The following is a 19,192-nucleotide window of genomic DNA, read 5'->3' as shown; positions in this document are numbered from 1 at the left end:
GTCCGGAACGCCCACACCCTCCTCAAGGTGCCGCAAACGGGCATCGGAATACCGATTGCAGCAGATGTTAATATGAGTTTTCTTTTCCAGTAAACCATTTTTTTACAAAGAGAATTTTGTAAATAAATTGACGGACAAAAGGCAGTTTTTGTAAATTATTCACAAACGCGTCAGAATGCGCCCCTGCCGCCGCCGCGCCGGACATGCGAAAGCCGCCGCGCAGCAACGGCGCGGCGGCATCGAGGCCCGGCGGGTTCGCCCTTATGCCCGGCGATATGCGGCTTCCAGCCGGGCGCCGCCGAAACCGGCCAGCAGCGCATCGATCTCCTGCCGGTCGCCGGTCAGGCAGGCGGCCGTGGACAAGGCGTCGGCCAGGGCCGCGCCGGGGGCCGAGATGCTGACCGCCCGCCAGACCGGGCGGACCGGCGCGCCGCTGCGCGGGTCGAGGATATGGCCGTCGCGACCCGCCTCGTCGAAGCTGGTCCCCAGCGGTGCGGAGGTCGCCAGCGCCCGGGCGCGCAGGCCCACCGCCCCCCCCTCGGCCAGCCGCACCGGCCAGTCCGTGCCGTCGGGCCGCGCCCCCAGGGCGCGCAATTCGCCGGTGTCGATCAGGATATCCGTCAGCCCCTTGGCCTCCAGCAGCGCGGCGACGCGGTCGGCGACATAGCCCTGGCCAATGCCGTTCAGCGTCAGCGCCATCCCCGGCTCCAGCACGATGCGCGACGAATCCAGCCGCACCCGGTCCCAGCCGATGCGCGCCAGCGCCGCGCGCCGTTCCTCCGGCGCCGGGCGGCGGCCGTCCACGGCGGCCTCGGCCCAAAGCGACCAGAGCGGCTGCACGGTCGGGTCGAACAGCCCGCCGCTGGCGCGATGCACGGTGCCGGCCAGCGACAGGCAGTCGAGCAGTTCGAAGGGCGGCGCCTCCAGCGCACCGTCGCGGTTCAGCCGCGCAAGCGCGCTGCCGGGACGATAGAGGCTGAGGATGTTTTCCAGCCGGTCGATCTCGGCCAGGCAGCGGGCGGTGATCGCCTCGGCCTCGGGGTGGTCGATGCGGATTGAGGCGCGGGCGCCAAGCGCCTGCCCCACCCAGTGCCGGCCGGGCTGGGCGCGCAGACCCGCGGGCAGCAGCGCCACGGCGGCGGTGATGGTCAGAAAGCGACGACGGGAAAGGCTCATGTCGCGGGCTCCTTGGGTTTGCTCAGCGCGCGCAGGCGGTCCAGAAACTCGGCATCCGAACCGCTGTCGGGCGCGGTTTCCTCGGGCGCCAGCACCATCTCGTCGGGGATCGCGTCCAGCCGCATCACCTGCCCGCCCTGCGCGGCGGCGAAGGCCTCGGCGGCCTCGCGGCTGGCAAAGGGCACCGCCTCGGGCGCGCCCATGCCGCCGACCTGGGCCGAGCCCATGACGTAGAAGGCATCTTCGGCGGGGATCCAGTTGCCCTGCCCCGGTTCTTCCCAGCTTGCGCCCGCCTTGCCCATGTCGTTGACATGGATCGCCAGGATCGGATGGCTCTGTTCCGGCATCCGGGCATAGGCGATGGCGTCGCGGACCTGGCTGAAGAACAAGGGCGTGCCGGGCATCCCCTCCAGGTGCACCTGCGCCTTGGGGCCGGGATGCTCCAGCAGGTTCATCTGGCAGAAATGGCCCAGGGTCTGGGCGTTCAGCTCGACCGGGGCGGTGTCCTGCGCCACCTCCTCGCGGCAGGCGGCAAGGCCCAGCAGCAGCACCAGCAGAAGCGCATGTCTCATGGCGTGACCTTTCGGAATGCGGCAATGGCCAGGCCAAGCGCAGCCAGCGGCCAGACCAGGACCGACAGCGCCGATTGCCAGAGCGGGATGGTCGCGGCGGCCCCGCCCACGCCGGCAGCGGCGGCGGTGGCATCGGCGGCCGAGAGGTTGAACAGGCGGAAGGCGTCGGCCGGGTTGGCCAGCAGCGCGACCGGCAGCACCTCGGTGGTGAAGCCGCCGCCGCCATCGGCGACGATCAGCGCCAGCAGGCCCAGATCGTAAAGCACCACCAGCCCCAGCCACAGCCCGACCGCCAGCCCGGCCGCGCCCGAGGGCCGCCGCGCGATGCTGGACAGCGCATAGCCGGCGCCCAGGAAGGTGGCGCCCAGCAGGGTCGAGCTCCACATCAGCCGCCACAGCGCCGGCAGCCCGGCGGTCGAGGCCGGATCGGTCCAGACCGCCGCCAGCGCCGCCGCGCCGTAGCCGGCCCCGACCGCCAGCGCCAGGATCGCCATATGCGCCACCAGCTTGCCGGCCAGCACCTCGGCCCGCGCCACCGGATAGGTCAGCAGCAGCGGCAAGGTGCCGCGCTCGACCTCGCCGGCGACGGCGTCGAAGCTCATCAGCAGCGCCAGCAGCGGCACCAGATAGACGGCCAGCGAGGTCAGCGAGGCCACGGTGATCGACAGCCGGTCGGCACCGATATCGCCGGTGGGCGCGGCGCCCGCCGCCGCCAGCACCAGCGCAAAGACCACCATCAGGCAGGTGGCGATGGCCACCCAGCGGTTGCGCAGCGCGATGCGGAACTCCAGCGCCGCGGTGGAAAGGATGCGGCGGATCATTGCCCGTCCCTCCGGCTGAAATGGCTGTAGATGTCTTCCAGGCTGGGCGGGATCACCTCCAGATCGGCGACCTGCGCCCCCAGCCCGGCGATGCGGGCCAGCAGGCCCAGCTTTTCGTCCTGCGCGCAGGCCAGGTGCAGCGTGCCGTCGCCCGCCAGCCGCGCCTGCGGCAGCGCGGCGGCCAGCGCCTCGGCTGCGCCCGCCGCCGGGATCACCGTCAGCCCGACCGGCAGGGCGGCGCGGCGCCGCAGTTCCGCCAGCGTGCCCTCGGCCACCAGCCGGCCCTGCGACAGGATCAGGATGCGGTCGGTGCGGGCCTCGACCTCGGTCAGCACATGCGAGGACAAGAGGATCGCCGCCCCCTCGGCCGCCAGCCCATCGAGCAGCGCGTAGAAGTCGCGCCGCGACACCGGGTCAAGCCCCGAGGTCGGCTCGTCCAGCACCAGAAGCCGCGGCCGGCCGATCAGGGTCTGCGCCAGGCCGACGCGCTGGCGCATGCCCTTGGAATAGGTGCCGATGCGGCGGCGCGCGGCCTTGGCCAGCCCGACCCGCTCCAGCAGTTCCATGGCCCGGCGCGGGCTTTCGCCGCGCAGGGACAGGTAGTGGCGGATCTGCTCCTCTCCGGTCAGGGCCGGGTGGAAGGCGGCGTTTTCCGGCAGATAGGCCACCTGCATGCGGGCCTGGCCCGAGCCGGGGGCGGTGCCGCAGACGCGCACCTCGCCCTCGTCGAACGGGATCAGGCCCAGGATGATCTTCATCATCGTGGATTTTCCCGCGCCGTTATGGCCCAGCAGCGCGACGCGCATGCCCGGCCCGAGGTCCAGCGAGACCTCGGCCAGCGCCTCGACGCCCTGGAAGCGCTTAGTGAGACGCGAGATCGTCAGGGTCGATGTCATCGTATTGTCCTTTTGCCCAACGCCCGGCGGCCTCGGCTTCATGGGCCGCGATCTCGGGCGGGACGGGGATGGTCAGCGGCCGCATCAGCGGCGCGCTGTCCTGAACGCCGCCCGGCAGGGTGGCGGGAAAGCTCTGCTGGCTCCAGCGGATCAGTTGCACGGCGGGAGCCCCGGTCAGGAGTGCGGCGGCGGGCTGCGACCACAGGATATGGTCCATCAGGTCGTTGGGGCGATAGACGCCGTCGGCGATGCCGTCGCCGTTCAGGTCGAAGCCCGGATGGTCGGACCAGAAATTGCCGCGCCCCTCGTGGCTCCATTCGATATGGCGGGTGCCCACGTATTTCACCTGCTCGCGATTGCCGGCGAAGGCGTTGCCGGTCAGCACGTTGCGCTCGGACCCGGCGGTGAAATGGATGCCGATGCCGCAATCCTGGAAACGGTTGTCCCAGATCAGGTTCTTGTGCGCGTTATAGATGAACAGGCATTTCTTGGTGCCGCCGCGGATCAGGTTGCCGGTCACGTCGGCATTGTTGGCATAGTTCAGCATCAGGCCGTGCTCGCGGTCGCCCAGGCTGCGGTTGTCGCGGATCACCGACCGGTCCGAGAACATGATGGCAAAGCCCAGGTGGTTGCCGATGCTGACATTGCCCGACACCTCGGTGTTGCGGGTATACATGAAATGCACGGCAAAGCGCAGGTCGCGGAACAGGTTGTCGCGATAGACGCTGTCGCCGCTGGCGTTCGAGAAGATGCCGTCGCGGCCATAGCGGACGGAATTGCCCTGAACCAGCGTGCCGGGGCTGTTCCAGACATAGATGCCGTTGCCGCGCTCGTTCATGCGCGGGTCGCGGGTGCCGATGATCTCGTTGCCGACGACCTGGGCGTCGCGGCCGCCATGCACGTCGATGCCGTGCATGTTCCCGGTCAGCCGCAGCCCCAGCACCTGCGCCCGGTCGGCGCCCTTGAGGATCTTGACCCCGGCATCCAGATCCTTGTTCGCCATGCCCGAGCCGGTGACGGAAAAGCCCTGCAAGGTGACGTCGGGCGCGGCGATGGTGACGACCGTGCCCTGCCCCTGCCCGTCCACGACGGCGGCCGGCGTGCCGGCGATGGTCAGCGGCCGGTCGATGGTGACGGGGCCGGCATGGACCCCATCCCGAAGCCGCAGCACATCGCCGGGGGCGGCCCCGGCGATGGCCTTGGCCAGGCTGCCCGCGCCCGGTGCCACGGCATGCTCGGCCGCAAGCGCAGGCCAGGCAAGCAGCAGGGCAAGGGCAAGGGTCAGCAGGCTGCGCATCGGATTCAGGCCTCCTTCGGCTCGACCATCATGCGACCGCGCATTTCCATGTGCAGGGCATGGCAGAACCACTGGCAATAATACCAGTAGACCCCCGGATTGGCGGCGACGAAGGTCACCGACGACGTCTGCTGGGGCGAGATCTCCATGGCGACGCCGTGGTTGCCCATGGTGAAACCGTGGGTCAGGTCGTCGATCTCGTCAAGGTTGGTGACGATGACCGTGACCTCGTCGCCCTCTTTCACGGTGAAGCTCTCGATCGAGAAGCTGGGCGCGACGCTGGACATGTAGACCCGCACCTTGTTGCCGTCGCGGATGATCTGGTCGGTCCATTCATCGATGTTGACGCCGTCGGCCTCGGCCTGCTTGCGGGTTTCGGCCCACATCGGGTCGTTGCGGTCCCAGACCGATTTGATGACGCTCGACAGGATCGAGGGATGCACGGCAATGGCGTCATGCGGCTCGGCAAAGGTCGGGCCGTCATGAACCAGCACCATCTTGTCGCCCGAGATGTCGATCAGCTGGTCGTTTTCCGGCTTCAGCGGCCCGACGTTCAGGAAGCGGTCCTTGGAGAACTTGGACAGGCAGACCAGCCAGTCGTTGGTGGCGTCCAGCGTCTCGCCCATCACCGTCTTCAGGTGGCCGGGCTGGTAGTGGACGTCGATCTTGTCCTTGATCGGGTCGACCTGCTCGCCGGCATAGGCGCGGATCGCGTCCTCGATGTTCCACTTGACCACCTGGCTGTCCAGGAACAGCGAGGTATAGGCGTTGCCGCGCCCGTCGAAGGCGGTGTGCAGCGGGCCGAGGCCCAGTTCCGGCTCGGCCACCACGGCGCTGCGCGGATCGGCATTCTCGTTGAACACCGCGTCGAACTTGGTCACGTCCAGCACCGTCACCGTGGGCGACAGCTTGCCCGCAACGACCAGGTGCTTCTTGTCCGGGGCCATGTTGCAGCCATGCGGGTTGTTGGCGATGGGGATATAGCGGGTGAACTGGCTGTTGGCCTCTTTCCGACCGTCCAGCACCTTGCAGCCGTTGACCTTTTCGTAATTGCCGGCCTCGACGGCCTTTTCGATCTCGGCGATGTTGAAGACGACGATGTGATCCATCTCGGACTCGGTCATCTCGGGCAGGGTCATGCCCATCTCCGAGTTATACGAGGTCGAGAAGGCCCATTTGCCTTCGTAATCGGCATCGCAGTTGTCCAGGTTGCCGGAAACCAGCACCTGCCAAGCGACCTCCCACTTGTCGGCATCGACGGCGGTGAAGACGTTCACATAGGTCGAGACGTCTTCCATCGTGGTGCCGTCGTTGATCAGCGGCGCCTCGTCCTCGCCGTTGCAGAAGACATAGTTCGAACGCGGCCATTTCTGCGGGCGCAGACCGTGGATGGCTTTGGCGTTCGGCACCTCCAGGATGGCGTCGCATTTCATCACGTCGCAGCGCACCCGCGCCACGCGGGTATTGGCCTTGTCGTTCATGAACAGGAAGCGGCCGTCATACTTGCCCTCGGTAAAGGACATGTGGACGTGATGCAGGTCGCCGTTGTCATGGATGCGCTTGCCATTGGCGGCAAGGTGCTTCCTGGTCCGCTCGCTCATGCTGCGTTCATGGATATGGAGCGACTCGTTGGTCTGGCCCCAGCCGGTGGCCGAGCAGCGGTTGAAGACCGGAACCCGCATCAGCTCGCGCATCGAGGGGATGCCGAGGATGCGCAGCTCGCCGCTCTGGCCCGAGGACCAGAAGCCGTAATAGCTGTCCAGCTGCCCCGGCGCGACCGCGCCGTCGCCGCTGGCGGCCAGCGCCGCGCCGCTGCCCGCGACGCTCGCGACCCCCGCCGTGCCAAGGCCGAGCGCCGCCGGCCCCAGCGCCAGCCGGCCGCCGAACGCGCCGGCCATGGCCGCGCCCCCGGCGGTCGCGCCCAAAAGCGCGCGGCGGCTGAGACCCTTGTCCTGTTTCGATTCCATGATCGAACTCCTTCTGGTTAAGCTTCAATCTTGCGGGCGGCGTTGGGATGGCCGGCCGGGGGCTGGCCCAGCTTGGGCTGGCCGCCGGCGGCCACGGCCTCGCGCCGCTTCAACTTCTTGATGACCACCGGGCAGGTGGTCTCGGACTGGTAGAGCACCTGGCAATGCAGGCAGTTGATGCATTCGTTGGGGTTGATCTCGCCCGTCGGATGGATCGATTGCACCGGGCATTGCCGGGCGCAGGTCTGGCAGGGATTGCCGCATTCGTGATAGCGCTTGAGCCAGTCGAACATGCGCATCCGGGCCGGGATCGCCAGCGCCGCGCCAAGCGGGCACAGATAGCGGCAATAGAAGCGTTCGACGAAGAGCCCGGCGATCAGCAGCGCCGCGGCATAGGCCACGAAGGGCCAGGCGCGGACGAAGTTCAGGATGATCGCGGTCTTGAAGGGCTCGACCTCGGCCAGATGCTCGGCCTGCTCGATGCTCATCAGCGAGACGCCGAAAAGGCCCAGGAAGATCATGTATTTGACCGGCCAAAGCCGCTCGTGCAGGCCCCAGGGCAGCGTCCATTGCGGGATGCGCAGCTTGCGCGCGATCTGGTTGGTCAGCTCTTGCAGCGCGCCAAAGGGGCAAAGCCAGCCGCAATAGGCCCCGCGTCCCCAGAACAGCAGCGCCGCCGCGACCGCGAACCACAGGATGAAGGTCAGCGGATCCAGCAAGAAGGCCTGCCAGCTGAAGCCGTTCACCAGGCTGCCGAACAGCGCCATCAGGTTCACCACCGACAGCTGCGCATTGGCATACCAGCCCAGGAAGACCAGCGTCACCGTCAGAAAACCCATGCGGAAGATGTAGAAGGCGCGCTCGTTCCGGGTGGCGAAGCTTTGGAAGAAGAACACCCCGGTCAGCACCAGCAGCATGGCGGCAAGCCCGGCGATCTTGGGCTGGGAATCCAGCCAGATGCGCTTCCACAGCTGCGCCTGGGCCTGGCTCTCATCGGGCTGGGCGGCGGGTGCGGCCGCCTCGGGCGCCGGCGCCGCGACGCTGCGCAGGTATTTCTGCGGCAGTTGATAGCCCAGGTCGAAGGTGTGGAAGACCTTGTCGATCGGCCCGACCTCGCGATGCACCAGAAGCTGGATGCGGAAGGGTTTCGTCGGGTCGAATCCCGAGGCGGCGGGGATCTTGAACAGGTCCATCTCGGTGAATTCCGGCGCGCCCTCGGCGGCAATGGCATTCAGCCGGCGGTGGTCGCGGTCGCGGAAGCGGACCGAGATGTCGTCCTGGATCAGCACGATGCGGTCGAAGATGCCGCCGCGCACATAGCCCGAGCCCTTGAAGCTGTAGAGCCCGCGCCCCATCACCGCGATGGCCTGGTCGCCCGGCGCGAGCCAGTTTTTCAGGTTGGCATCCTGCGCCTGCCCCAAAAGCGCCTCGCCGATGGCGGGGACCGAGACCAGCCCGGCCTGCATCTCGATGAAGGTGGTCTCGGGCGCCTGCGTCAGCGCGCGTTCGGCGGCGCGGGGATCGGCATTGACGGCAAAAGCCGCGTTCACCTGGCCGACATCCAGCGACAGGCGGCGCAGAGTGCCGTCGCCCTCCATCTCGTGCCAATCGGCGGGACGGGCGGCATCGGGGTCGATCTCGAATTTCGGGCCGGCCGCTGCGACCTCGGGGGCAAGCCCGCCCAGGCCAAGGGCGCGCGCGACCTTCAGCCCCGAGCGCACGATGGAATCGTCGATCACCATCACCGTGACCGTCGCGCCCGAGATGATCTCGACCTCATGCGCGGTGCCGCCCGATCGCGCCTCGGCCACCAGATCGAGGCCCTGATAGCCCTCGACCAGCGCCTTGACCTTGGCCTCGGGGATGCCGATCAGCACGATCGGCTCGGAGTGCTTGACCAGCCGGACGCCCGCGATTTTCGCGTCCTTGTCCAGCGCGACCAGCGTATGGATGGGCTTGCCGGAATAGCCGGTTGTGCCGACGAAATCCGAGGTGACGAAGGCATGGGCGACGGTCTCGCCGCCCTTCAGCACCGGCGCCACGGCCAGATCGGCGCGGATCGGCCCGAAACCGTCGGCGCCGGGCACCAGCTCGGCCGCGTTCTGATCCGGCAGCAGCTGCGCCAGCACGCTTTCGGCAGCGGCGGGCAGCGCCGGCAGCAACAGCAACGCAATCGTCAGGGCAAGGCGGAGGATCTTCATGCTCGGGCATCCATGGCAATTGCCCGGATCCCGCGCATCGGCTGGCGCGGACCGGCCGCATCAGGCGAATGGCAGTCGCCCGCAGGCGACGGGACCGCATGGGTCCAGGCAGAGAGGAAAGACGGTGGGCCGCGGGTCAGCACCAGCACGGGCCGGCCCGCGCCGCGCACCTGCGCCGCGGCAAGCGGCGCAGCGGGGCGCAGCCATTGACCCGGGCTGACCGCCAGGCACGGCTCGGGGCCCGCCGTCAGCGCAGGCGTATGGCAGAGCGGGCAGTCGCGGCATTCTTGCGGGGCGGGATGCTCATTGCCCTCGGCGTCCAGCCAGACCGTGCTGGCATGACCTTCGGCGCAGATGACGACCTCCTGCAAGGGGCCGGATGCCGCCGCGGCCAGATGGGCAGGCATCGCCGCACCGGTCCCCGCCCATCCCGCAACGAGAAGAAGGAGAATCGCGACAAAGGCGAAAAGGCTCTGGGCCCGGCTATGGATCGCGCGGCGGCACATGTTGCCGGTCTATGCCTTTGCCCCGCCGCGAGCGTTGATCTAGGTCAAGCCAAACACAATGACGCGGGGTCACAAGGACCGGTGGCGGGCGAAGACGCCGCCCTGCGACAATCTGTCAAGCCAAGAGCCCGAGCTTTTCCCTCGGCATTTGACATTGCTCAAGCCGCGCCCGGGGGAACGGGTCTAGATCAAGGGGCGAAGGGCGGGTTTTCCGCCCCGACCACCCAAGGAGAACACGATGTTCCACAAATCCCTCGTCGCTGCCGCCGGCGCCCTGCTGGCCTTTGGTCTTGCCGCCCCCGGCTTCGCCGCAACCCATGAGGTGCATATGCTCAACAAGGGCGAATCCGGCGCCATGGTCTTCGAGCCGGCCTATATCCGGGCCGAGCCGGGCGACGTGATCAACTTCATCCCCACCGACAAGAGCCACAATGTCGAAGCGATCAAGGAAATCCTGCCCGAAGGCGTCGAGACCTTCAAAAGCAAGATCAACGAAGCCTATACGCTGACCGTGACCGAAGCCGGCCTCTACGGCGTGAAATGCACGCCGCATTTCGGCATGGGCATGGTCGGGCTGGTGCAGGTCGGCGACGCGCCGGAGAACCTCGACGCGGCCAAGACGGCGAAGATGCCCAAGAAGGCGCGCGAGCGCATGGATGCCGAACTGGCGCAGGTCAACTGAACCGCCAACGGCATCCACCGTCGACGGGGAACAGGCGCGGCGCGACAGGTTCGCCCGCGCCTTTCTTGATGAAAGTCAGGCGCCGCCGCGCTTTCGCCATGGCAAAATGCCTGGCGCATGCCCATATGTCGGGCAGGACGGTTCCGAGGGAATTGGCATGAGCAAGATCGACTTGACCGAGCAGGGTTTCGTGATCGAGGCGCAGGAACTGGCCGCGGCCTTCGGGCTGGAACCCGGCCGCGTGCCCGAGTTGATGCGCGAGAACCGCATCACCACCCGCTGCGAGACCGGCGAGGGCGAGGATGCCGGGCGCCATCGGCTGACCTTCTTTTTCGAGGGCCAGGCGCTGCGCCTGACCATCGACGCCACCGGCACCATCCTGAAGCGCGCCCGTTTCGACATTCCGGCGCGCGGCGGGGCCTGACGCAGAGGCCGGCGGGGCTTTCGAAACGCCGAGAGCCCCCCCACCGCCGCCCGTGGTTCAGGCCGCCAGGACGCGCGGGAACAGGACGTTCTCCTCCAGATGGATATGGGCGACCACGTCGTCGCAGAGCTTGCGCAAGCCGGTATAGAGCGCGGTCCACGACCCGCAGGCGCCGACCGGCAAGGTCAGGCCATGGGTCACATGCTCGATCCGCCGCAGCAGTTGCGCGGTGTCTTCATGCTCGGCCTGCATGACGCGGATCGGCCCGGCCAGCATGGCGCCGGCGCCGTGCAGGATGGCGGGGAACAGCACCGTCTCCTCCTTGGCCATATGCGATTCGAGTTCGTCGCGCAGAGCCTCCAGCGCATCGGTCAGGCCCAGCGGCGCCTCCTCATGGTCGCCATGCACCATCTCGACCCGCTCGGCCAGGTCGATCAGCCCCCGCAGTTCCTGGCGGTGGGTATCGTGATAGCGCGTCAGGATATGGTCGATCAGCGCCGGGGTCTCGGTCGGGGCGTCGCGTCCGGCATTGTCGATCAGCGCCTGCAATTCGGCGGTCAGCGCCGACAGGGCCACGCCGGCCTTTTCGGCGGCTTCGGCCAGGCGGGCATTGCCGCCGCAGCAAAAGCTGATGCCGGCGCGGCGGAACACCTCGGCGGCGCCGGGCAGCCGGGCGGCGACGTCGCCGACGATGCTGTCGGGGGCAAGGGTGATGTCAGTCATGATGATCTCCTCCATGGGGGGCGGGTTGTCGGGGGGCCCAGCTTCGGGCCAGCGGCGGACCCAGGCGCAGCAGATCGACCGCGCGGGCCGCGACCTGGGCGGTGACTTCGGCCAGGTCCTGGGGACGCAAGTAAAAGGCGGGAACCGGCGGCAGGACCACCGCGCCCATCCGGGTCGCGGCCAGCATGTTGTCCAGATGCGCCAGCGTCAGCGGCGCCTCGCGCGCCAGCAGCACCAGCGGCCGGCGTTCCTTCAGTTGCACGCCGGCGGCGCGGGTCAGCAACCCGTCGTCGAAGCCATGCGCGATGGCGGCCAGACTGCGCATCGAACAGGGCGCGACGATCATGCCCGCGACCGGACAGGAGCCCGAGGCGATCGAAGCGCCCAGGTCGCGTTGCGCATGCACCCGCGCGGCCAGCCCCCGCAAATCGGAGAGCGCGCCGGGCCCGACCTCCGCGGCCAGCGTGCGTTCGGCCATGGTCGAGACGACCAGGTCGATCTCGGCCCCCAGGCGGATCAGCGCCCGGGCGCAATCCAGCGCCAGCACCGCGCCCGAGGCTCCCGAGACGCCCAGCACCACCCTCATGGCAGCACCGCGGCCAAGAGCGCCTCGGCCCGCGCCTCGTGCTGCGGGTCAAGCTGCATGACCCGGCCCCATTCGCGGCTGGTTTCGGCGCCGATCTTGGTGGTGGCGTCCAGCCCCAGCTTGCCCGCCAGCCCCTCGATGGGCGAGGCGAAGTCCAGATAGTCCATCGGCGTCCGGTCCAGCAGCATCGCGTCGCGGCCCGGGTCCATCCGGGTCGAGATCGCCCAGGCGATATCGTCCCAGCTGCGCACGTCGATGTCGCGGTCCACCACGACAACCAGCTTGGTATAGCTGAATTGCGGCAGCATGCCCCACAGCGCCATCATCACCCGCCGCGCCTGGCCGGGATAACGCTTGTCGATGGCGACCACCGCCATGCGATAGGAACAGGCGGCGGGCGGCAGCCACAGGTCGGTGATCTCGGGGATCTGGGCGCGGATCACCGGCAGGGCCAGATCGTTGAACACCTCACCGATGACCGAGGGCTCGTCGGGCGGCCGGCCGGTGACGGTCGACAGGTAAAGCGGATCGTTGCGGCAAGTAATGCGGCTGACGCGCATGACCGGGAAGGGTTCGACGGCATTGTAATAGCCGGTATGGTCGCCAAAGGGTCCCTCGGGCGCCGTCTCGCCGGGATGCACCCAGCCCTCGACGATGATTTCGGCACGGGCGGGCACCATCAGCGGCACGGTCTGTGCCGCCACCAATTCGGCCCGTGCCCCGCGCAGCACGCCGGAAAAGCCCAGTTCCGACACCGTCTCGGGCAAGGGCAGCGCCGCGGCCAGCAGCAGCGCCGGATCGGCGCCGAGCGCGATGGCGACGGGCATCGGCTCGCCCGCCCGCGCCCAGCTGCGGTGATGCGCCGCCCCGCCGCGATGCGCCAGCCAGCGCAGGATCAGCCGGTCGGGCGCCAGCACCTGCGCGCGATAGACGCCCAGGTTGTAGCGGGTCAGATCCTCGGCCCGGCTGTCCTGCGGCCGGGTCAGCACCACCGGCCAGGTGATCAGCGGTCCGCCATCCCCCGGCCAGGGCGTCTGCACCGGCAGCGAATCGAGGCCGGGCAATTCCGCCTCCTGCACCGGACCGTGGCGCAAAAGTTTCGGCCGCGTCGCCAGCGCCGCGCGCAGCATCGGCCAGCGCGACATGGCGTCGCGCATGCCCTCGACGGGGGCCGGGCTGCGCAGCGCGGCCAGAAATTCGCCGAAGCCCGCGATCCCGTCCGGTTGCAGGCCCAGCCCCGCCGCGACCCGGGCCCGCGTGCCGAAAAGATTGGCGATCACCGGGATGCGCGCCCCTTCGGGCCGGTCGAAGCGCAGCGCCGGGCCGCCGCGGCGCAGGCAGGCCAATTGCACCGCCGTCATCTCGTGGCGCAGCGACACCGGCTCGGCAATGCGGGCAAGCTCGCCCCGCGCCTCCAGCCAGGACAGAAAGGCCCGCAGATCGGGAAAAGAGGGAAGGCTGCGCATCGAAGGCTCCGGCAGGCCCGCGGCCGGCGGGCGTCATGGAGCAGAGGCTAGGCGGGAATTTCCGCAGCGGATTTGACGAATATCAATCACAGCGCCGATTGGCCGGCCTAGACCCGGATCATGACCCAGCGCCCCACCCTGCCGCCGCTTCTGATGCGGCTTCCGCCCCCGCCGCTTGCCCGCCCGGCCCTTGGCCTGGCGCTGACGGCGTTCCTGCGCCGGATCGCCGCGAAAAAGCCGGCGATCCTGTCGCGGCTCGGCCCCTATGCCCAGGCCCGCTTCCTGCTCGATGTCAGCGACGGGCCGTTCCTGCTGTTGATGCAGCCCGAAGCGCGGCGGCTGAGCGCCCATCCGCGCCATGCCCCCGAACCCGGGCATGACGCCGCGATCCGGGGCGGGCTGGCGGCGTTCCTGGCGATGCTGCACGGCGCCGAGGATGGCGATGCGCTGTTCTTTTCCGGCGAGTTGCAGATCGGCGGCGACACCTCGGCGGTGCTGGCGCTGCGCAATGCGCTGGACGATGCCGAGCTGGACCTGACCGAGGAGCTGGCCGCGCTGTCCGGCCGGCCGCTGGACCGCTGGTTGCGGCGGGGCTCGGCCTTGATGGCGCGCAAGAGCGGCCTGATTCTGTCCCGACAAGAGGTGATGCCATGATGGAGTTGGTCTGCCCGGCCGGAACCCCGGCGGCGCTGCGCGCGGCGGTCGATGCCGGTGCGCATACGGTCTATTGCGGCTTTGCCGACGAGACGAATGCCCGCAACTTTCCCGGGCTGAACTTCAGCCGCGAGGAACTGGCCGAGGGCGTGGCCTATGCCCATGCGCGCGGCGCCAAGGTTCTGGTGGCGATCAACACCTTTCCGCGCGCCGGCGACCAGACGCTCTGGCACCGCGCCGTCCGCGACGCCGCCCAACTGGGCGCGGATGCGGTGATCCTGGCCGATCTGGGCCTGATCGCCCATGCCGCCGAGGCCCATCCCGGCCTGCGGCTGCACCTGTCGGTGCAGGCCGCCGCCGCCAATCCCGACGCGATCAACTTCTATGCCGAAACCTTCGGCATCCGCCGCGTCGTGCTGCCGCGCGTGCTGTCGGTCGAGGAGATCACCGCCATCAACCGCGAGATCGACGTGGAAACCGAGGTCTTCGTCTTTGGCGGGCTTTGCGTCATGGCCGAGGGGCGGTGCTCGCTGTCCTCCTATGCCACCGGGCTGTCGCCGAACATGAACGGCGTCTGCTCGCCCGCAAGCCATGTCGCCTATGCCGATGTGGCCGGCAATCACGAGGCGCGACTGGGCGATTTCCTGATCCACCGCACGCCCAAGGGCATGCCGGTGCCCTATCCGACGCTGTGCAAGGGCTGCTTCACCTCGCCCGACGGCAAGGGGGACAGCCAGACCGGCCATATCTTCGAGGATCCGGTCAGCCTGGACGCGACCCGGCTGATCCCGGCGCTGCAAAAGGCCGGGGTCGGCGCGTTGAAGATCGAGGGGCGGCAACGCTCGCGCGCCTATGTGGCGCAGGTGGTGCGCGCCTTCCGCGCCGCCGTCGAGGCTGCCGACCAGGGCGCGCCGATGCCCGAGGGACTGCTTGCGCGGCTGACCGAGGGCCAGGCCGCAACCACCGGCGCCTATGCCAAGACCTGGAGATGACCATGGACCTGACCGTCGGCCCTATCGCCTTTTTCTGGAGCGCGGACCAGGTCCGCGCCTTCTACCGGACGCTGGCCGAGACCCCCGTCAAGCGGGTGGTGATCGGCGAATGGGTCTGTTCGAAGCGCCTGCCCTTCTGGCAGCACGAAATCCCCGCCGCGGTCGAGGTGCTGCAAGCCGCCGGCAAGGAAGTGGCGCTGTCCACGCTGACGCTCATCACGCTGAAGCGCGAGCGGCGGCAGACGGCCGAGCTGTTCGCCTCTGGCCTGCCGGTCGAGATCGCCGATCTCAGCGCGCTGAAGCACCTGCCCGAGGGCGCGCCCTTCTGGGTCGGCCCGACGGTCAACGTCTATAACGAGGGCACGCTGGAATGGCTGGCCGCGAAGGGCGCGCGCCGCATCTGCCTGCCGCCCGAGCTGCCGCTGGACTCGGTGGCGCAACTGGCGCAGGCCGGCAGACAGGCCGGCGTCGCGGTCGAGGTCTGGGGCCATGGCCGGGCACCGCTGGCGATCTCGGGGCGCTGCTATCACGCGCGGCTGCACGACCGCGCCAAAGACAGCTGCCAGTTCGTCTGCGCCGAGGATCCCGACGGCCGCACGGTCGAGACGCTGGAGGGCCAGCCCTTCCTGACCGTGAACGGCGTGCAGACGCTGAGCTATACCCATATGAGCGTCGCGGGGCAGGTCGCCCCCTTGCGCGAGGCCGGCGTCGATGCGCTGCGGCTGTCGCCGCAGCCGGGCGATTTCGCGGCCGTGACCCGGCTTTACGCCCGCCTGCTGGAAAGCGGGCTTTCCCCCCGCGACGCCTTGGCCGACTTGCGCCGCATCCAGCCGGGCGCCATCTTTGCCCAAGGCTTCCTGGAGGCGCGCCCTGGTGCCGCCCCCTGCCCCTGATCCATTTCTGACGGAGACGCGCGATGTCCACCTCGGAACGCATGCGCAACTATCGCGGGCCGGTGCTGTTCAGTCACGGCTTCCGGGCCTTCTTCCTCATCTCGGCGCTCTGGGCGGCGCTGGCCATGGCGATCTGGGTGGCCATGCTGGCCGGAGCCGAGATCCTGCCCCTGGCCTTCGATCCGTTCAGCTGGCACGCGCATGAATTTCTCTATGCCTATCTGGGCGGAGTGATCGCCGGCTTCCTGCTGACCGCGGTGCCGAACTGGACCGGACGGCTGCCGGTGATGGGTGCGCCCTTGGCCGGGCTGGTCGGGTTGTGGTTTCTGGGCCGGCTTGCCATCGCGCTCTCGGCGCTGCTGGACTGGCGCGTGGTCCTGCTGGCCGATCTGGCTTGCGGGCTCATGCTGCTGGCCTTCCTGGCACGCGAGATCCTGCATGGCCGGAACTGGCGCAACCTGCCGGTGCTGGCGCTGCTGATGCTGTTCGCCGCCGGCAACGCGCTGTTCCATGTCGAGGCCGCCCGCGGCGATGCGGCCTTCGAGGGGATGGGCATGCGGCTGGGGCTGGCAGCGGCGCTGATGCTGATCGCGCTGATCGGCGGGCGGATCATTCCCAGCTTTACCCGCAACTGGCTAGCGGCGCGAGGGGCGCAGCGCCTGCCTGCGCCCTTCGGCCGCGGCGACGGGCTGGTGCTGGGGCTGACAGGGGTGACGCTGGCGGGCTTCGTCGCCGCGCCCGAAGCGACCGCCATGCCCTGGCTGATGCTGGCCTGCGGCGCGGCGCATCTGTGGCGGCTGGCACGCTGGCAGGGCGCGCAGACCGGGGCCGAGCCGCTGCTTTGGGTGCTGCATCTGGCCTATGCCGCGCTGGCACTCGGCTTCTGGGCCGAGGCGGCGGCGGGGCTGGGCCTGATGGCGGCCGCGCCGGCGCGGCATGTCTGGCTGGCCGGCGCCATCGGACTGATGACCCTGGCGGTGATGAGCCGGGCGAGCCTGGGCCATAGCGGCCGGGCGCTGCATGCCGGACGCGGCACCACGGCGCTTTACCTGGCCCTTGTCGGCTCGGTGGTGCTGCGGCTGCTGGCCGGCTTGCTGCCGGCGCAGGTCTGGCTGCTGCACCTGTCGGGCACGCTGTGGGTTCTGGCCTTCGGCGGCTTCGCACTGCTCTACCTGCCGGTGCTGGCGCGGCCGCGGGTGGCGAAAAAGCCGGTCTCGGGCACGAGGCGACCAGCCTGAAGCGAGCCATGCAGAAAAGGCCCGGTCGCGACGACCGGGCCTTTTCGTTGCACAAGTCTTGCAGGTCAGGCAGGTTGCAATCCGCAGATCCGCCGGCACCAGTCCATGACCAGGGCCTCATCACCGGGAAGCGGCGCGGCAAGCCCGTCGGCGAACGCCTGGAACGCCGGCAGGTTCAGCCCGTTCACCCCGGCCAGGACCGGGATGTCGCGCGACAGGGCCTCGGCGATCAGCGGCGCGAAACCGCGGCCCTCGGATTCCTGCTTGCCGAACTTGTTGACCAGCAGCAGGTCGGCGCCGGGCAGCGCCGCTGTGACGCCCAGCACCGCCGCCTCCAGCACGCCCGCATCCAGCCGGCAGCCGCGCGCACCATTGCCGCGATCCTCGCTGATGCGCAGCACCGGGCCGTCGGGCAGCACGCGCAGGTCCATGTCGCATTTGATGCGCCCCTCGCGCTGCGGGTTGGTCTGCACCGTCCCGGCCAGCCGCAGCCCCTCCGCCCGCGCCCGCTCGGCGATGGCGGCAAGGAAGCCGTCGTTCGCGCCGCGGCCGGGCAGGCTGACATAGGCCAGATGCATCAGGCACCCCCGTCCCGCTGAAAGGCGACGCCAGAGATCTCGGCCCCCGCAATCAGCCCGTCCACATAGTCGCGGCTGGCGCGCAGCCAGGCCGCCTTGTCATGCGCATGGCGCAGCTGCGGCAGCACGACCTCGAAGGGCAGCACTTCGCCGCGCGCCCGGGCGTCGAGGCGGATCACATGCAGGCCATAGCGCGTTTCGGCCAAGGCCAGCGCCCCCTCTTCCATGGTGGCCAGCACGGCCTCGAATTCCGGAACCGTATCGCCCGAAGTCAGTTGCCCCAGCACCCCGCCGGCGGCTTTGGACGAACAGGCGCTGTAGCGCGCGGCCAGTTCGGCGAACCGGCGCGGCTCGGCGCGCAGCTCGGCCAGCACCGTTTCGGCCCGGGCCCGCGCCTCGGCGCGGGCCTCGGCATCGTCCGGTGCGGCGGCGAACAGGATATGCGCCGCCTCGAACAGCGAGGGAGCGCGGAACTGCTCGGGATGCGCCGCGTAATGCGCGGCCAGCGCCGCCCTCTCCGCGGATGCCGGACGGATCTCCCGCTCCAGCAGTGCGCGGATCGCGGCCTCGTCCTCGGTCTCCCATTGGCCGGGGGCAAGCTCGGCCGGCTCGGCCGCGATGCCCCGGGCCCGCGCCTCTTGCAGCAGCAGCTCGCGCACGGCCAGCGCCCGGGCCGCGGCCCGCCATGCATGGCCGGGCTTGCCCTTGGGCGCGGGATGGTTCTGCGCCTCGGCCGCGATGCGGCCGGGGTCGATGGTCACGCCGTTCACGACGACCGGCGGCAGCAGCGGTTTCATCTCCATCGCCCCTACTCCGCCGGATAACGCTTGGCCGGTTGACGCTTGGTCCGCACGATCTGATAGCCCGGCCGCCACAGATAGCGCAGCGGGGCCGAGATCATGTGCACCAGCCGGGTGAAGGGGAACAGCAGGAAGATGGTCAGCCCCAGCAGGATATGCAGCTTGAACAGCCAATGCACATTGGCCAGATGCTCGGCCGCGCCCGAGCGGAAATAGACGATGCCCTGCGCCCAGGACATCAGCAGCACCATCTCATGCCCGTCCAGATGCTGCATCGAGACCAGGATGGTCATGAGCCCCAGCACCAGCTGCGCCACCAGCAGCGCCAGGATGCCGGTATCGGCCAGGGTGGTATGGGCGCGCACGCGCGGATCGTAAAGCCGGCGGTGCAGCAGCATCCCGCCGCCGACCAGCGCCATGACCCCGGCAATGCCGCCGACGCTCATCGCCAGCACCTGCTTGGCGCCATGGCTGATGCCAAAGGCGTCGAACACCGCGATCGGGGTCAGAAGCCCGACCAGATGGCCGCCCAGGATCACCAGCACGCCGACATGGAACAGGACCGAGCCGATGACGAATTGCCGCCGCCGCAGGATCTGGCTGGACTTGGATTTCCAGCTGAACGGGTCCTGGTCGTAGCGGATGATCGAGCCCAGGATCATCACCGTGATGGCGATATAGGGGTAGATGCCGAAAAGAAAATTGTTCATCTGAGCCTCC

General features: G+C 69.1%; 20 protein-coding genes. 6 read left to right on the top strand and 14 right to left on the bottom strand.

Annotation, left to right across the window (positions count from 1 at the left end; translation table 11 throughout):
• Positions 1 to 261: 261 nt before the first annotated feature.
• The 8 genes from AQY21_RS11070 to AQY21_RS11035 are packed head-to-tail and all read right to left on the bottom strand — an operon-like array spanning position 262 to position 9,337.
• Complete coding sequence (locus AQY21_RS11070) at positions 262 to 1,176, bottom strand: FAD:protein FMN transferase (protein ID WP_058097717.1); 915 nt, start codon at positions 1,174 to 1,176, stop codon at positions 262 to 264.
• Entirely contained in the window at positions 1,173 to 1,748 is a 576-nt protein-coding gene (locus tag AQY21_RS11065) for a nitrous oxide reductase accessory protein NosL (RefSeq protein WP_058097716.1), read from the bottom strand. Before AQY21_RS11065 ends, AQY21_RS11070 begins: the two co-directional genes overlap by 4 nt.
• Positions 1,745 to 2,569, bottom strand: coding sequence for an ABC transporter permease (locus AQY21_RS11060; protein WP_058097715.1), 825 nt, complete (start codon positions 2,567 to 2,569; stop codon positions 1,745 to 1,747). Before AQY21_RS11060 ends, AQY21_RS11065 begins: the two co-directional genes overlap by 4 nt.
• On the bottom strand, positions 2,566 to 3,465 hold the full coding sequence (locus AQY21_RS11055; RefSeq protein WP_058097714.1) for an ABC transporter ATP-binding protein: 900 nt from the start codon (positions 3,463 to 3,465) through the stop codon (positions 2,566 to 2,568). Before AQY21_RS11055 ends, AQY21_RS11060 begins: the two co-directional genes overlap by 4 nt.
• The gene (locus tag AQY21_RS11050; protein WP_058097713.1) at positions 3,431 to 4,762 is read right to left on the bottom strand and encodes a nitrous oxide reductase family maturation protein NosD; all 1,332 of its coding nucleotides are present in this window, start codon (positions 4,760 to 4,762) and stop codon (positions 3,431 to 3,433) included. Before AQY21_RS11050 ends, AQY21_RS11055 begins: the two co-directional genes overlap by 35 nt.
• 5 nt (positions 4,763 to 4,767) lie before the next feature.
• Complete coding sequence (gene nosZ / locus AQY21_RS11045) at positions 4,768 to 6,729, bottom strand: TAT-dependent nitrous-oxide reductase (protein WP_058097712.1); 1,962 nt, start codon at positions 6,727 to 6,729, stop codon at positions 4,768 to 4,770.
• Positions 6,730 to 6,746: 17 nt separating this feature from the next.
• The gene (locus AQY21_RS11040) at positions 6,747 to 8,930 is read right to left on the bottom strand and encodes a NosR/NirI family protein (RefSeq protein WP_058097711.1); all 2,184 of its coding nucleotides are present in this window, start codon (positions 8,928 to 8,930) and stop codon (positions 6,747 to 6,749) included.
• Positions 8,927 to 9,337, bottom strand: coding sequence for a hypothetical protein (locus AQY21_RS11035; RefSeq protein ID WP_152988198.1), 411 nt, complete (start codon positions 9,335 to 9,337; stop codon positions 8,927 to 8,929). Before AQY21_RS11035 ends, AQY21_RS11040 begins: the two co-directional genes overlap by 4 nt.
• 337 nt (positions 9,338 to 9,674) lie before the next feature.
• On the opposite strand from AQY21_RS11035, the gene AQY21_RS11030 reads away from it, so the two are divergent.
• Together AQY21_RS11030 and AQY21_RS11025 are read left to right on the top strand one after the other, a co-directional pair.
• The gene (locus tag AQY21_RS11030) at positions 9,675 to 10,118 is read left to right on the top strand and encodes a pseudoazurin (protein WP_058097709.1); all 444 of its coding nucleotides are present in this window, start codon (positions 9,675 to 9,677) and stop codon (positions 10,116 to 10,118) included.
• Positions 10,119 to 10,275: 157 nt separating this feature from the next.
• Positions 10,276 to 10,542: a DUF6522 family protein gene (locus AQY21_RS11025; RefSeq protein ID WP_058097708.1), complete on the top strand. Its 267-nt coding sequence runs from the start codon at positions 10,276 to 10,278 to the stop codon at positions 10,540 to 10,542.
• Between the two features lie 57 nt (positions 10,543 to 10,599).
• Here AQY21_RS11025 and ric read toward each other — a convergent pair whose 3' ends face one another.
• From ric to AQY21_RS11010, 3 genes are read right to left on the bottom strand one after another with little or no spacing between them, the layout of a single operon-like run.
• Positions 10,600 to 11,265, bottom strand: a complete 666-nt coding sequence (gene ric, locus AQY21_RS11020; protein WP_058097707.1) for an iron-sulfur cluster repair di-iron protein — start codon at positions 11,263 to 11,265, stop codon at positions 10,600 to 10,602.
• On the bottom strand, positions 11,258 to 11,851 hold the full coding sequence (locus AQY21_RS11015) for a UbiX family flavin prenyltransferase (RefSeq protein WP_058097706.1): 594 nt from the start codon (positions 11,849 to 11,851) through the stop codon (positions 11,258 to 11,260). The genes ric and AQY21_RS11015 overlap by 8 nt, the downstream gene beginning before the upstream one ends.
• Positions 11,848 to 13,317 carry a UbiD family decarboxylase gene (locus tag AQY21_RS11010; RefSeq protein ID WP_058097705.1) on the bottom strand — a complete coding sequence of 490 codons (1,470 nt, stop codon included), beginning with the start codon at positions 13,315 to 13,317 and terminating at the stop codon, positions 11,848 to 11,850. Before AQY21_RS11010 ends, AQY21_RS11015 begins: the two co-directional genes overlap by 4 nt.
• A 120-nt stretch (positions 13,318 to 13,437) precedes the next feature.
• Here AQY21_RS11010 and AQY21_RS11005 point away from each other — a divergent pair, with 120 nt between their 5' ends.
• Genes AQY21_RS11005 through AQY21_RS10990 form a run of 4 tightly spaced genes read left to right on the top strand, consistent with a single transcriptional unit; the run spans position 13,438 to position 17,094 of the window.
• On the top strand, positions 13,438 to 13,971 hold the full coding sequence (locus tag AQY21_RS11005; RefSeq protein ID WP_058097704.1) for an SCP2 domain-containing protein: 534 nt from the start codon (positions 13,438 to 13,440) through the stop codon (positions 13,969 to 13,971).
• Positions 13,971 to 14,963: a peptidase U32 family protein gene (locus AQY21_RS11000; RefSeq protein WP_058097773.1), complete on the top strand. Its 993-nt coding sequence runs from the start codon at positions 13,971 to 13,973 to the stop codon at positions 14,961 to 14,963. The genes AQY21_RS11005 and AQY21_RS11000 overlap by 1 nt, the downstream gene beginning before the upstream one ends.
• A gap of 2 nt (positions 14,964 to 14,965) precedes the next feature.
• Positions 14,966 to 15,856 (top strand): U32 family peptidase, encoded by an 891-nt coding sequence (locus AQY21_RS10995; protein WP_058097772.1) that lies wholly within the window; start codon positions 14,966 to 14,968, stop codon positions 15,854 to 15,856.
• Between the two features lie 23 nt (positions 15,857 to 15,879).
• Positions 15,880 to 17,094, top strand: a complete 1,215-nt coding sequence (locus AQY21_RS10990; protein ID WP_058097703.1) for an NnrS family protein — start codon at positions 15,880 to 15,882, stop codon at positions 17,092 to 17,094.
• A 65-nt stretch (positions 17,095 to 17,159) separates the two neighbouring features.
• Here AQY21_RS10990 and AQY21_RS10985 read toward each other — a convergent pair whose 3' ends face one another.
• The 3 genes from AQY21_RS10985 to narI are packed head-to-tail and all read right to left on the bottom strand — an operon-like array spanning position 17,160 to position 19,182.
• On the bottom strand, positions 17,160 to 17,672 hold the full coding sequence (locus AQY21_RS10985) for a DUF2478 domain-containing protein (protein WP_058097702.1): 513 nt from the start codon (positions 17,670 to 17,672) through the stop codon (positions 17,160 to 17,162).
• Positions 17,672 to 18,469, bottom strand: coding sequence for a peptidylprolyl isomerase (locus tag AQY21_RS10980; RefSeq protein ID WP_238986747.1), 798 nt, complete (start codon positions 18,467 to 18,469; stop codon positions 17,672 to 17,674). The genes AQY21_RS10985 and AQY21_RS10980 overlap by 1 nt, the downstream gene beginning before the upstream one ends.
• Before the next feature lie 11 nt (positions 18,470 to 18,480).
• Positions 18,481 to 19,182 carry a respiratory nitrate reductase subunit gamma gene (gene narI / locus AQY21_RS10975; RefSeq protein ID WP_058097700.1) on the bottom strand — a complete coding sequence of 234 codons (702 nt, stop codon included), beginning with the start codon at positions 19,180 to 19,182 and terminating at the stop codon, positions 18,481 to 18,483.
• Positions 19,183 to 19,192: the final 10 nt, after the last annotated feature.

It is taken from the genome of Paracoccus sp. MKU1, assembly GCF_001447385.1.
GTDB lineage: Bacteria > Pseudomonadota > Alphaproteobacteria > Rhodobacterales > Rhodobacteraceae > Paracoccus.
Note: the sequence above shows the minus strand (reverse complement) of the source record. Positions and strands in the feature narration are given on the sequence as shown.